General features: G+C 66.4%; 8 protein-coding genes. 4 read left to right on the forward strand and 4 right to left on the reverse strand.

Going from position 1 to position 13,211, the window contains the following annotated elements; genetic code table 11:
* Window positions 1–144: 144 nt before the first annotated feature.
* Complete coding sequence (locus tag DES45_RS22640; protein WP_114772888.1) at window positions 145–615, forward strand: peroxiredoxin; 471 nt, start codon at window positions 145–147, stop codon at window positions 613–615.
* A gap of 77 nt (window positions 616–692) precedes the next feature.
* Window positions 693–2,411, forward strand: coding sequence for a matrixin family metalloprotease (locus DES45_RS22645; RefSeq protein WP_114772890.1), 1,719 nt, complete (start codon window positions 693–695; stop codon window positions 2,409–2,411).
* A gap of 51 nt (window positions 2,412–2,462) precedes the next feature.
* Here the strand turns inward: DES45_RS22645 and prfB are convergent.
* The 3 genes from prfB to DES45_RS22660 form a co-directional block, all read right to left on the reverse strand.
* A protein-coding gene (gene prfB, locus DES45_RS22650) for a peptide chain release factor 2 (protein ID WP_114772892.1) occupies window positions 2,463–3,594 on the reverse strand; the annotation gives its coding sequence in 2 pieces (ribosomal slippage) (window positions 2,463–3,524 and window positions 3,526–3,594; 1,131 coding nt in all).
* A gap of 170 nt (window positions 3,595–3,764) precedes the next feature.
* Window positions 3,765–6,197 carry a penicillin-binding protein 1A gene (locus tag DES45_RS22655; RefSeq protein WP_114772894.1) on the reverse strand — a complete coding sequence of 811 codons (2,433 nt, stop codon included), beginning with the start codon at window positions 6,195–6,197 and terminating at the stop codon, window positions 3,765–3,767.
* 143 nt (window positions 6,198–6,340) lie between these two features.
* The gene (locus tag DES45_RS22660; protein WP_114772896.1) at window positions 6,341–7,582 is read right to left on the reverse strand and encodes an N-acetylmuramoyl-L-alanine amidase; all 1,242 of its coding nucleotides are present in this window, start codon (window positions 7,580–7,582) and stop codon (window positions 6,341–6,343) included.
* Between the two features lie 609 nt (window positions 7,583–8,191).
* Between DES45_RS22660 and DES45_RS22665 the strand changes: the two genes are divergently transcribed.
* A complete protein-coding gene (locus DES45_RS22665; protein ID WP_114772898.1) occupies window positions 8,192–10,912 on the forward strand; it encodes an Rne/Rng family ribonuclease in 2,721 nt (906 codons plus the stop codon).
* A gap of 36 nt (window positions 10,913–10,948) precedes the next feature.
* On the opposite strand, the gene DES45_RS22670 is transcribed toward DES45_RS22665, so the two are convergent.
* Complete coding sequence (locus DES45_RS22670; RefSeq protein WP_114772900.1) at window positions 10,949–12,130, reverse strand: pyridoxal phosphate-dependent aminotransferase; 1,182 nt, start codon at window positions 12,128–12,130, stop codon at window positions 10,949–10,951.
* A 188-nt stretch (window positions 12,131–12,318) separates the two neighbouring features.
* Between DES45_RS22670 and DES45_RS22675 the strand changes: the two genes are divergently transcribed.
* Entirely contained in the window at window positions 12,319–13,098 is a 780-nt protein-coding gene (locus DES45_RS22675; protein ID WP_114772902.1) for a DsbA family protein, read from the forward strand.
* Window positions 13,099–13,211 lie beyond the last annotated feature (113 nt).

Here is a 13,211-nt window from a genome sequence, read left to right on the forward strand (position 1 = left end):
GGACGATCCGGTTGTTGCGCTCGCGCGCCGATCGGGGAATCAGATGGAGACCTTAGCCCCCCTGGGCGCCGCCCGCGACCTCATCTTTCCATCGGCCGCCCGGGCGTGTCCAAACACCACAACCCGCCGAAAGAAAGGCGAGCCATGACGTTGACGATCGGAAGCCAAGCCCCTGCCTTCACCCTCCCGGCCACGGACGGGCAGGAGATTTCCCTGGATAAGTTCAGGGGCCGCAAGCTGGTGCTGTATTTCTACCCCAAGGACGACACCAGCGGCTGCACCCGCGAGGCCCAGGACTTCCAGGCCCTGCGGCAGGATTTCGCCGCCGCCGGCACGGAGGTCATCGGCGTCTCGCCCGACAGCCTGAAGAGCCACGACAGGTTCCGCGCCAAGCACGGCCTCGAGTTCACCCTCGCGTCGGACGAGGCGAAGTCGATGCTCGAGGCCTACGGCGTATGGGTCGAGAAGAGCATGTACGGCCGGAAATACATGGGCGTGGAGCGCACCACGGTGCTGATCGACCAGGACGGGAGGATCGTCCGGTTCTGGACCAAGGTGAAGGTGCCGGGCCACGTCGAGGAGGTGCTGGAGGCGGCGAAGGCGCTTCACCCATGACGCGAACCTATTGCAACTGATATGATATGTTGTAGAGTTTCAATCGCCTCCCATCTCGTCGAACAAAGCTCAGCAACATGCCTCACTACAAGGCCATTCTCTCGGGCCAGAGCTGGAACTCCCTTTCCAGCCTCAAGGTCAGCAAGACACCCGTCTTCCTGACCTATACCTTCAACGGCCCGCAATGGGGCTCGACGAAGCTCGGCGGCGCGGATCAGGCCATGGCGCGCAAAGCCTTGAAGATGTGGGGCGATGCCTCCGGAATCCGGTTCATCGAGGTCAAGGGCGCCAAGGCCGAGCTGAAGTTCCAGTGGAAGTGGGAATGGGGAAACTACAGCGCCCGGGCGGAGTTTCCCGAACTCGACCGGGACGGCTTCGACGAAGGCCTCGTTCGGGATTATTCGGGCGGCAACATCTATCTGAACGACCGGTACCGCTCGGAACTTTCAGATCATGAGCCGTTCAAGCTCTACATCCTGCTTCACGAGATCGGCCACGCACTCGGCCTCAAGCACCCCTTTCATCGGATGGATCACAACAGGCAACTGCTAACGTCGGATCTGGATCACGTGAAGCATACCGTGATGAGCTACACGGGGGGCGACATCAATATGCTGTCGACAGTTCTCGGCTCCCTGGACATCCAGGCGATCCGCGCCCTCTACGGCAGCCCGTCGCAAGACGGGAAGCAGGTCGCGAAGTGGAACTGGAGCAAGGCCAAGCAGACGCTCACACAGATCGGCAAGAGCAAGGCGGACGTCATCCACGGCGTCGCCGTCAAGGACGTCATCAAAGGCGGTCATGGCGACGACCAGATCTACGGCTTCGACGGCAACGACGTTCTGTTCGGCGAAAACGGCAACGATTTCCTGAGCGGCGGCGACGACGAGGACGCTCTTTATGGAGATGCTGGCAACGACATCCTGAGAGGCGGATGGGGCGACGACACGTTGCAGGGCGGCTCAGGCAACGATGCCCTCAGTGGCGGGTACGGCGACGACATGATGTTCGGGGATCTCGGCGACGACGTCCTGAGAGGCGGAGACGACAAGGACACGTTGCAAGGGGGCGCAGGCAACGACGATTTGGACGGCGAGGATGACGATGACACCTTGCAGGGAGATTCCGGCGACGATGTCTTAAGTGGAGGAAAAGGCAACGACCTTCTTCAGGGAGGTACAGGCGGCGATACCCTAGCCGGAGGCGACGGCAGGGATATTCTTGAGGGCGGTGACGATAACGACAAACTGGACGGTGGATACGACGATGATAACCTGAGCGGCGGATCCGGCGCCGACGTCTTGCAAGGCAATGCCGGCAACGACAGCCTGGATGGCGGATACGGTGACGATATCCTGAGCGGCGGATTCGGTATTGATACTCTGCAGGGCCGTGAGGGCAACGACACCTTGGAGGGCGGATATGACAACGATTACCTTCGAGGAGGCGAAGGCAGCGATACCCTGACTGGGGGTGACGATCGCGATCAGTTCGTCTTCGACACCCACTTCAACGGGATCGACGACATCGACGAGATCACGGATTTTCGCGGTTCGGGGACGGATAAGATCGCCCTCTCCTCAGCCATCTTCGGCACTCTTGAAAAAGGCCCTTTGCTCGGGGGAGCCTTCGTTCGAGGGCCGACTGCGGAGGATGCGAATGACAGGATCCTCTTCAACGCCGTCGAGCGATCACTCTCTTACGACCCGGACGGCACCGGTCCCGCTGCAGCCAGATGCTTCGTGAAATTCACCGACAGGGTCACGATCTACGCCGACGACATTTTCATCCTGTAGTCCGACCACCTGGAGCGAAAAAGCCCACTCGATCGAGTGGGCCTTTCTGTCCTAGTCGATATCCTCCACACCCTCTCCCGCCCCGCCGTTGATGCGCTGGGCGAGCGAGGCCTCGATGAAGGGGTCGAGGTCGCCGTCGAGCACGTCCTGCGGGCTCGTGGACTGGGCGCCGGTGCGCAGGTCCTTCACCAGCTGGTAGGGCTGCAGCACGTAGGAGCGGATCTGGTGGCCCCAGCCGATCTCGGTCTTGGCGGCGGCCTCGGCGTTCGCCTTCTCCTCGCGCTTCTTCAGCTCGGCCTCGTAGAGGCGGGCGCGCAGCATGTTCCAGGCAGTGGCCCGGTTCTTGTGCTGGGAGCGCTCCTGCTGACAGGCCACCACGATGCCGCTCGGGATGTGCGTGATGCGCACCGCCGAGTCCGTGGTGTTCACGTGCTGGCCGCCTGCACCCGAGGAGCGGAACGTGTCGATGCGGCAGTCCGATTCCTTGATCTCGATGTCGATGCGGTCGTCCACGACCGGATAGACCCACACGGATGCGAAGCTCGTATGGCGGCGCGCGTTCGAGTCGTAGGGCGAGATGCGCACGAGGCGATGCACGCCGGACTCGGTCTTCAGCCAGCCATAGGCGTTGTGGCCCTTGATCAGGAGAGTGGCGCTCTTGATGCCGGCCTCTTCGCCGTCGGTGATTTCGAGCAGGTCCACCTTGTAGCCGCGGCGCTCCGCCCAGCGGGCGTACATGCGCTGGAGCATGGAGGCCCAGTCCTGGCTCTCCGTGCCGCCGGCGCCGGAATGCACCTCCACATAGGTGTCGTTGCCGTCGGCCTCGCCGGAGAGCAGGGTCTCGACCTGGAGGCGGGCGGCCTCGTGCTGGAGGCCGCGGATCGTCTCCTCGCCCTCCTTGACCGTGCCCTCGTCGCCCTCGGCATCGCCGAGCTCGATCAGGGTGATGGCGTCGTCGAGCTCCTGCTCAAGGCGCTTGATGGCCGCGATCTGGTCCTCGAGCGAGGTGCGCTCGCGCATGATCTTCTGCGCGGCGTCCGCGTCGTTCCAGAAGTCCGGGTTTTCGGCGAACGAGTTCAGTTCCGCGAGGCGGCGCTGGGCGTGATCCCAGTCAAAGATGCCTCCTCAGCAGCCCGACTGACTGCTTGGTCTCTTCTACGAGGTGTTCGATTTCGGCGCGCATCGTCTGTGTTGGGTCCGTGCCTGGGGAATGCGGGTCTTAGAAGGAGCACCGCCCGGTGTAAAGGCGCTCCCGGTCGATGAGGGCCGGACGCGGCGGCGGGCGGCCCGGAAGCCGCCCGCTGCATCTCGCGTCCGATCCTGTGATGCCGGTGATATGGGAAGGCGAAAAGCCTAATACAATCCGCCGGTTCCGGCCCCGACCTGGCGGCTTGCGCCGCTCGGGTACTCGGCCTGCGGCCCGTCGAAGGTCTCGGCCGGCGGCGAGTAGGATTCCGGCGGCGTGGTGCCGGGCTTGAACGCCTCGAGGATCACGTTGCCGCCCTCGCCCTGCCCGGCGCGGGTGCCGGTGGAGGCGTTCACGCGGATCAGCTTGATTCCCGGCGGCACCCGGAACGGCGTGGCCGGCTTGTCCTTCAGGGCCATCTGCATGAAGTCGCGGAAGACCGGGGCGGCGTACTGGCCGGCGGTGGCCGCGTTGCCGAGGGACTTGGGCTGGTCGTAGCCGAGGAACACCCCGACCGCGAGATCCGGCGAGAAGCCCACGAACCACACGTCCTTGGCGTCGTTGGTGGTGCCCGTCTTGCCGGCCAGCGGCTTGCCGACCGCCTTCACGGTCTGGGCGGTGCCGCGCTGGACGACGCCCTCCAGGATCGAGGTCATCTGGTAGGCGGTCAGCGGGTCGAGCACCTGCTCGCTGTTGTCGGCGAGCTTGGGCGGAGCGCCGCCGTCCCACTTGTCGGCGTCGCAGCCGGTGCACTTGCGCGTGTCGTGGCGGTAGATCGTCCGGCCGTTGCGGTCCTGGATCTGGTCGATCAGGGTCGGGCGGATGCGGCGGCCGCCGTTGGCGAACATGGAATAGGCGGCCGTCATGCGCATCACGGTCGTCTCGCCGGCGCCGAGCGACATGGAGAGCAGGGGCAGCATGTCGTCATAGACGCCGAAGCGGCGCGCATATTCCGAGATCAGCGGCATGCCGACCTCGTTGGAGAGACGCACCGTCATCAGGTTCTTCGAGTGCTCGATGCCGTATCGCAGGGTGCGCAGGCCTGCCGACTTGCCGTCGTAGTTCGACGGCGCCCAGGCGGGCTGGCCGGGGCCCATGTCGAGCACGAAGGGGGCGTCCAGGACCTGGGTCGAGGGCGTGTAGCCGTTGTCGAGCGCCGTCGCATAGACGATCGGCTTGAAGGACGAGCCCGGCTGGCGCATGGCCTGGCTGGCGCGGTTGAACTCGCTCTGGTCGAACGAGAACCCGCCGACCATGGCGTGAACGCGGCCGGTGAAGGGGTCCATCGCCACGATGGCGCCGGAGATCTCAGGGATCTGGCGCAGGCGGTACTGCCCGGTCCGGCCGCCGTCCATGGGCTCCACATAGACCACGTCGCCGACCGAGAGCGCCTTGTCCACGGACCGGCGGGTCCACTTGACGCCGTCGGCGGCGACCAAGCCCGTCTCGCGGTCCCGCGAAACCTGGCCCGAGGCCTCCTTCTTGGGCTGGAGGCCGACCCGGGCGCGCCCGCCCGAGACTTCGAGCACGACGGCCAGGCGCCACGGCTGCACGTCCCCGAGGACCGGCAGCTCGGACAGGGCGAGGCCCCACTCGCGGCCCGTGAGGTCGATCTTGTTCTGGGCGCCGCGCCAGCCCCGCGCCTCGTCGAAGCGCACGAGCCCGTCCACCAGCGCCTTGCGGGCCATGGCCTGCATCTTGGGGTCGATGGTGGAGCGGATGAGGAGGCCGCCCTCGTAGAGGGTCTGCTCGCCGTAGCGCTCGGCGATGTCGCGGCGCACGCCCTCGGCGAAGTAGCCGGACGCGATGCTGTTGGGCGAGATCACGCGCGGGTTGACGTTGAGCGGCTCCTTCTTGGCCGCCGCCCCCGCCTCGGCCTTGACGTAGCCGTTGTCGACCATGCGGTCGATCACCCAGTTCCGGCGCTCGAGGGCGGCCTGGCGCTGGCGGAAGGGGTGGTAGTTGTTCGGGGCCTTCGGGAGCGCCGCCAGATACGCCGCCTCGGCGATGGTGAGCTCGTGGACGGACTTGCCGAAATAGTTCAGCGCGGCAGCAGCGACGCCGTAGTTTCCAAGGCCGAGATAGATCTCGTTCAGGTAGAGCTCGAGGATCTTGTCCTTCGGAAAGGTCGTTTCGATGCGCAGGGCGAGGAGCGCCTCGCGGATCTTGCGCTCGTAGGTGCGCTCGTTCGTCAGGAGGAAGTTCTTGGCGACCTGCTGGGTGATCGTGGAGGCGCCCTGCTCGCGCCGGCCGGCCGAGCGGACGTTCGCCACCACGGCGCGCACGATGCCCTCGGGGTCGATGCCCATGTGCTTGTAGAAGTTCTTGTCCTCGGCGGACAGGAACGCGTTGATCACCAGCTTGGGCGTGGCTTGGATCGGCACGTAGAGACGACGCTCGCGGGCGTATTCGGCGATCAGGCTGCCGTCGGCGGCATGGACGCGCGTCATCACCGGCGGCTCGTAGTCGGCAAGCTGGGCGTGATCCGGCAGATCCTTCGAGAAGTACCAGTAGCCATAGGCCAGGCCCACGGCGCCGATCAGGAAGAAGATCGCCCCGATACTGAAAAGAAACCCGAAAAATCGTAGGACGAAGCGCATCCGAAGGTTACCCGTTATCGGCGCCTGAGAGCGCACCTTATGCTGATATGCAAACGCCGATTCCCAGTCCAGACAGGAATGGCTTCAGCCTTCTGCCTGTAACGGAGGAATCGCCACCCCGCTACCGGGTATCCACACGGTATCTATGGTAAAACTGCGGCAGCGCCCTGGCGAGCCAGCCTCGTGGCGAAGAAGCGGTCGATGGCGACCGTCATGGATGCGACCATTTTACCGCGCCATTCGTCCGACATGATGAGATCGAGGTCCTTCTGGCTCGACAGGTAGCCGAGCTCGACCAGGACGGACGGCACGTCGTGGGCCCTCAGGACCCGGAAACCCGCCTCGCGGCGCGCATTCTTGTTCAGCCGGGCCACCGAATCGAGCTCTCCGACGAGGCGGTTGGCGAAGCCGTGGGAGAAAGTGCGGGTCTCCCGAAGGGTGAGATCCTGCAGGATGTCCAGCACGTCGTCGGCCCCGTCGCCCGATTCGACGCCGGCGAGCGAGTCGGCCCGGTTCTCGCGGTCGGCAAGCCTGGCCGATTCGGCGTCCGAGGCCCGTTCCGACCCGGTATAGACCGTCAGCCCCCTCACCTCCTGGGTGCCCGAGATCGAGTCCGCATGGATCGAGATGAACAGGTCCGCCTTGGCCATGCGGGCGAACTTCACCCGGTCGCCGAGGGAGATGAACACGTCCTGCTCGCGGGTCATGAGGACCTTGTAACGGCCTTCCGCGTCGAGCTTCTTCTTCAAAAGCTGGGCGAAGGAGAGGATCAGGTCCTTTTCGTAGACGCCCGAGAGGGCCGCGGCGCCCGGATCGATGCCGCCGTGGCCCGGGTCGATGACGATGACGGGCCGGGTGTCCTTGGCGTCCTTGGCGACGGCCGGCTCGGCTTGAGCGGACTTCGACGCCCCGGCGCTCTCGGCCACCGCCTTGCGGAAATGATCGCGGTCGACGCGGGACAGCTCGATGACGAGCAGCGACGCGCCACCGGGCTGGTTCTGGTCCACGTGCAGGGCCGAGACGACGGCCGGCTGGGCCAGCTCCATGACCACCCGCGAGCGGCCGGGCGCGAAAAGTCCGTACCGGTACGAGGCGATCAGCCCCTCGGAACGGCGCCCCTGGTCGGGGGGAATGTGAAAGGCCACCTCGGGCAGATCGACGATCACCCGGTCGGGTCCCTCCATGAGCTGGACCTGGGCCACCACCGAGCGGGACATGGTGACCGAGAACCGGGTCTTGCCGCCGTCGACCGCCACGGAGACCGCGGCGGCGATCACGGGCGTCTCCGCCTTGCCGTCGGCGCCGGCCGCCCGGGCATGGCCCAATCCCGCGAAGGCGAGGATCGCCATGAGGCAGAGGCGGATGAGGCGTGCGAACGGCGCCATGTTGCTCCCGATGACGGCTAGGTTTCGGTCTCCCCTTACCTCATAGGCTCCCCATGGTTAATGAAAGCTCACGCCAAATGATCCATTATTGAGACTCTGTTGCGTCGAGGGCACAGTCTCTCAGCATCTTGCCAAACACCCTCAACGATCTGTAATGATGCTTACCCCGTCCGCTATGGCCGAATCTGACGGCGGGTCCGTGGAGACGGTTGTGTTGACCGATCCGCCGGACACCCGTCACGCTCGACAGGCTCGCGGAGGGGCTCAATTGCGATGTTTCATCGCCTTTATACGGTGACCGGCTCTGTCCGGCTCATCGCTTCCGAAAGGGCCGTCGTTGAATGGTTGCGCCAGCGAAGTCAGTTCTGACCTTCGTCTCAGCACCTTTCGCGTCGCGCGAACGATTTCGCGCCCGCCCATGCCCCGGTCACTCCGGCATGGCGCCGGTCCAGTTTAACCCAGAATGCGCCCCTCAGAGGCGCGCGATGGCGATCGACTGCACGCCGAACGCAATTCTAGCCCGCCGCCCTCTTTCGCGGCGCGGCCGCCCGCCCACAATGCGGTTTCTGCCTCAGGTCCTGCCCTCGATCGCCATGTCGAGAGTTCAACATGGCAAACAAGATGCTCATCGATGCCTCACACCCGGAAGAAACCCGGGTCGTGGTGGTGCGCGGTCAGAAGGTCGAAGAATTCGACTTCGAATCCGCTAACCGGAAGCAGCTGCGAGGCAACATCTACCTCGCCAAGGTCACCAGGGTCGAACCGTCCCTGCAGGCGGCCTTCGTCGAGTACGGCGGCAACCGCCACGGGTTCCTCGCCTTCAGCGAGATCCATCCCGATTACTACCAGATCCCGGTCGCCGACCGGCAGGCGCTGCTCGAGGCCGAGGCAGAAGCCCAGCGCGAGGAAGAGCGCGAGGAGGAGCGGCGCAGCCGCCGCCGTCGCCGCTCCGCGCCCCGCCGGGCCGAGGCGGACGAGTCCGTCGCGTCGGCCGAGGTGATCTCCGCCGAGGGCGAGGGTGCCGAATCCGCCTCCGAAGGCTCCGAAACCCCGGTTGGGGGCGAGACCGGCGAGCATTTCGACGCCGCCGTGACCGAAGCTGCAGCCGAGGAAGCTCCCGGCCGGGAGGAAGGCGAGCCGGCAGCGACGGCCGCCGTATCCGAAGCCGGGGAGCACGCTGAGCCCCGGGAAGACGCGTCTCGAGCCGAGCCGTCCGAGACCGTAGCCTCCGTCGAGCCCGCCCAGGCCGACGCCTCCGCCGATGTGGTCGAGAGCAGCGACGAGGATGAAGAGGAAGACGAGGAAGAGGGCGGCGAGGAGGACGAGGAGGAGCACGTCGAGCAGCTCGGCGGCGGCGACGCCCTCGAGGACATCCCGCAGCGCCCGCGTCTTCCCCGCAAGCAGTATAAGATCCAGGAAGTCATCAAGCGCCGCCAGGTGCTGCTGGTCCAGGTCGTCAAGGAGGAGCGCGGCAACAAGGGCGCGGCTCTGACCACCTACCTGTCGCTCGCCGGCCGCTATTCGGTGCTGATGCCCAACACCGGCCGCGGCGGCGGCATCTCCCGCAAGATCACCAACGCAGCCGACCGCAAGCGCCTGAAGGAGATCGCCCAGGAGCTCGAGGTTCCGGAGGGCATGGGGATCATCCTGCGCACGGCCGGCGCCTCGCGCACCAAACCTGAGATCAAGCGCGACTACGAATACCTGATGCGCCTGTGGGAGAGCGTCCGCGAGCTGACCCTGAGCTCCTCGGCCCCCGCCCTCGTCTACGAGGAAGGCTCGCTCATCAAGCGCGCCATCCGCGACCTTTACAACAAGGACATCGACGACGTCCTCGTGGGCGGCGAGGACGGCTACCGCGAGGCCAAGGACTTCATGCGCATGCTCATGCCGAGCCATGCCAAGATCGTCCAGCCGTACCGCGAGCCGCAGCCTCTCTTCGCCAAGTACGGCGTCGAGGCCCAGCTCGACGCCATGTTCTCCAACACGGTCACGCTGAAATCCGGCGGCTACCTCGTCATCAACCCGACCGAGGCGCTGGTCTCCATCGACGTGAACTCGGGGCGTTCCACCCGCGAGCACAACATCGAGGACACCGCCCTCCGGACGAACCTGGAGGCCGCCGAGGAGATCGCCCGGCAGCTGCGCCTGCGCGACCTCGCGGGCCTCATCGTCATCGACTTCATCGACATGGAGGAGAAGCGGAACAACCGCGCCGTCGAGAAGAAGCTGAACGAGTGCCTCAAGAACGACCGCGCCCGCATCCAGGTCGGCCGGATCTCGCCGTTCGGCCTACTCGAGATGTCCCGCCAGCGCATCCGCACCGGCGTGCTCGAATCCTCCTCGGTGCCCTGCCCGCACTGCGCCGGAACCGGCTTCGTGCGCTCGACCCCGTCGGTCGCCCTGCACGTGCTGCGCTCGATCGAAGAGACCCTCATCAAGAATTCCGGCTACAACCTCATCATCCGGACCCGGACCGAGGCGGCCTTCTACATCCTCAACCAGAAGCGCGTGCATCTGCGTGAGCTGGAGACCCGGTTCGGCGTCGCCATCTCGATCGTCGCCGACGACAGCCTGACCGGCACGACGAACTACGCCATCGACCGGGGCGAGCCGGCCCTGCGCATCGAGCACAAGGCGGCCGCGACGGGCATTCAGATCGACGCCATCGTGCCCGTGGACGAGCCGGTCGAGGCCGAGCCTGAGGTGGAGGCCGAGGACGAGGAGGAGACCCACGTCGAGGCCCGGGGCGAGGAGAACGGCGAAGAAGCCGGCGGACGCCGCCGCCGTCGTCGCCGCCGCCGCCGCGGTCGCGACCGGGAGGCCTTCGCGGGCGAGGCCCAGGGCGAGGAGACCGGAGCCGAGACCGACGAGGACGAGGAAGGCCAGGAGGACGTCTCCGGCGCCGAGGCCTCGATGGAATCCATGGAGGGCGTCGAAGGGGCCGAGGCCGCCGGCGCCGAGGGCGAGGAGCGCGGCGGACGCCGCCGCCGCCGTGGCCGCCGTGGCGGTCGTGGCCGCACCCGCGAGGAGGGGATGGAGGTCGCCAACGACGACGATTTCGTCGCCCAGCGCGAGGTCGCGGCCGTGATGGCCGAGGAGGTCCCGGTTCCCGCCACCGAGCCGGTCGTGAGCATCGAGACGGCCGAGGCCGAGCACGCTGCTCCTGCTGCCGCCGAGGCGGCCCCCGCAGCCGAAGAGAAGCCCGTCGAGCAGCCCGCCGAGCCGGAGCCCGAACCCGTGGCGGTCGTCCTGACCCCGCCCGATCCGGATCGCCCCAAGCGCGCCGGCTGGTGGTCGAAGGCGAAGTCGGTTTTGAGCGGATCCTGAGGATCCGCTTCCAAGCCCTTCAGAAAACTAGCAAATTCATTTCAACCAGGTCGCGAGGCGGGCAACCGTCTCGCGACAGTCGTTTTCGGAGCCCGCGAAGGACAGGCGCAGGTAGTGCGAGCCTTCCGTAGGGTCGAAGTCGAGGCCCGGCGTCGCAGCCACGCCCGCCTCCTCCAGCATGCGTCTGGAGAAGCCGATGGAGTCGTTCGTAAACCGTGCGATGTCGGCATAGATGTAGAAGGCGCCGTCCACCGGGTGCATCTCGGTGATGCCGATCCGCGGCAGCTCCTCGAGCAGGTACGCCCGGTTGCGGGCATAGCCCGCCTTCACGGCTTCCAGCTCCTCCGTGGCGTCGAAGGCCGCGAGCGCGGCGACCTGGGAGAGATAGGGCGGCGAGATGTAGAAGTTCTGCGCCAGGCGCTCGATGGGGCGCACGAGCCGCTCCGGCACCACGATCCAGCCGATGCGCCAGCCGGTCATGCAGTAGTACTTGGAGAAGGAGTTGATCACGACCGCATCGTCGTCGGACGACAGCGCGGTCGATGCGTCCTGGCCGTAGGTGAGGCCGTGATAGATCTCGTCGGAGATGAACCACAGCCCCAAGCGGCGGCAGGTCTCGCCCAGGTCCGCCAGCGTCTGACGCCCGATCATGGTGCCTGACGGGTTCGCGGGGCTCATGGCCAGGATGCCGTGGAGCGGCTTCTCCGCATGGGCCTTCTCGATGGCGCTTGCGGTCATGATCCAGCCGTCCGCCTTGGTCAGGGGAATGATGACCGGCTCCAGGTCGAGCGCCTCCAGGATGTTGCGGTAGGCCGGGTATCCCGGAGCCGTGATGGCGACCCGCTGGCCGGGATCGAACAGGCTCAGGAAGGCGAGCACGAAGCCGGCCGACGAGCCCGTGGTGACCACCACCCGCTCCGCCGCCAGGGTGACGCCGTAGGCGTCGCGGTAGTGGCGTGCGATCCGCTCCCGCAGGGCCGCCATGCCGAGGGCCTCCGTATAGCCGATGCGCCCGGCGTCGAGCGCCGCCTTGGCGGCCTCGCGGGCGGCCCGGGGCGCAGGCGCGGAGGGCTGGCCGACCTCCATGTGGATCACGCTGTCCCCCCGCCTTTCCTTGGCGGCGGCGGCGCTCAGCACGTCCATGGCGAGGAACGAGGACACCCGCTCCATGCGGCGGGCCACGAGGGGGAGAGGAAGGGATGCGGATGATCTGGTCATGCAAGGCTCGTAGCCCCTGACGGACCCGGCCTCAAGGCGCTTGCGCGTCCAACGAAGCCGTGAATTGACGGATTCTCTGCAAACCCGCTAAGGCAGACGGTACCAAGGCCATCCCGGCGCCCCAAATCCGGGCGACAAAGGGACTTGATCGGCAGGCATCCTGCCCCGGCCCCTCAGAAGGACCCACCATGCGTTTCCCGCTTCTCAAATTCTGCCAGGCCGCGGCCGTGATCGGCGCCTTGGTCGTCGGCCCCTCCGCGATGGCCCAGAACGCCGTCTTCACGGAGCAGCAGCGCCAGGCCATCGGCGAGATCGTGAAGGACTACCTGATCAAGAACCCGGAAGTGCTGACCGAGGTGATCGCCGAGCTCGAGAAGCGCCAGGCCGAGGCCCAGCGGGTCTCCCAGGCGGGCGCTCTCAAGGAGACCCGGGAAACGCTGCTGAACGCCTCTCACTCCTTCGTGGTCGGCAACCCCTCCGGCGACGTCACCCTCGTCGAGTTCTTCGACTACAACTGCGGCTACTGCAAGCGGGCGCTCACCGACCTCAAGACCCTGGTCAAAGCCGACCCGAAGCTGCGTGTGGTCCTGAAGGACTTCCCGGTCCTCGGCCCCGATTCCGTCGAGGCGAGCCGCGTCGCGCTCGCGGCCGGCAAGCAGCTCCAGGGCGACAAGCTCTTCGACTTCCACGTGAAGGTCATGGACAGCAAGGGCCGGGTGAACGGCGAGCGCGCCATGGCGGTCGCCAAGGACATGGGCCTCGACATGGCCCGCCTGCAGAAGGACATGCAGGGGCCCGAGATCCAGGCAGCGCTCCAGGAAAACATGGGGCTGGGCGACAAGCTGAGCCTCAGCGGAACGCCAGCCTTCATCATCGGCGACGAGATCATCCCCGGCGCGGTCGGCCTCGATCCCCTCAGGCAGGTGGTCTCCAACGTGCGCCAGTGCGGCAAGGCCAATTGCGGCTGAACGCGAGCGGCCGGATAGAGCCATGAAAGCGGGCCGCGCCCGGGCGCGGCCCCTCTCCTCCTCGAATTCGCCTCAATTGCAGCGTTCGGAAGGCTGAACCGGCTGGAGTTTCG

It is taken from the genome of Microvirga subterranea (assembly GCF_003350535.1).
GTDB lineage: Bacteria > Pseudomonadota > Alphaproteobacteria > Rhizobiales > Beijerinckiaceae > Microvirga > Microvirga subterranea.

What these genes read in the sequence shown, in the direction of transcription:
- DES45_RS22640 (WP_114772888.1), top strand. Translation starts at nt 145, where the DNA reads ATGACGTTGACGATCGGAAGCCAAGCCCCTGCCTTCACCCTCCCGGCC.
- DES45_RS22645 (WP_114772890.1), top strand. Translation starts at nt 693, where the DNA reads ATGCCTCACTACAAGGCCATTCTCTCGGGCCAGAGCTGGAACTCCCTT.
- DES45_RS22655 (WP_114772894.1), bottom strand. Translation starts at nt 6,197, where the DNA reads ATGCGCTTCGTCCTACGATTTTTCGGGTTTCTTTTCAGTATCGGGGCG.
- DES45_RS22660 (WP_114772896.1), bottom strand. Translation starts at nt 7,582, where the DNA reads ATGGCGCCGTTCGCACGCCTCATCCGCCTCTGCCTCATGGCGATCCTC.
- DES45_RS22665 (WP_114772898.1), top strand. Translation starts at nt 8,192, where the DNA reads ATGGCAAACAAGATGCTCATCGATGCCTCACACCCGGAAGAAACCCGG.
- DES45_RS22670 (WP_114772900.1), bottom strand. Translation starts at nt 12,130, where the DNA reads ATGACCAGATCATCCGCATCCCTTCCTCTCCCCCTCGTGGCCCGCCGC.
- DES45_RS22675 (WP_114772902.1), top strand. Translation starts at nt 12,319, where the DNA reads ATGCGTTTCCCGCTTCTCAAATTCTGCCAGGCCGCGGCCGTGATCGGC.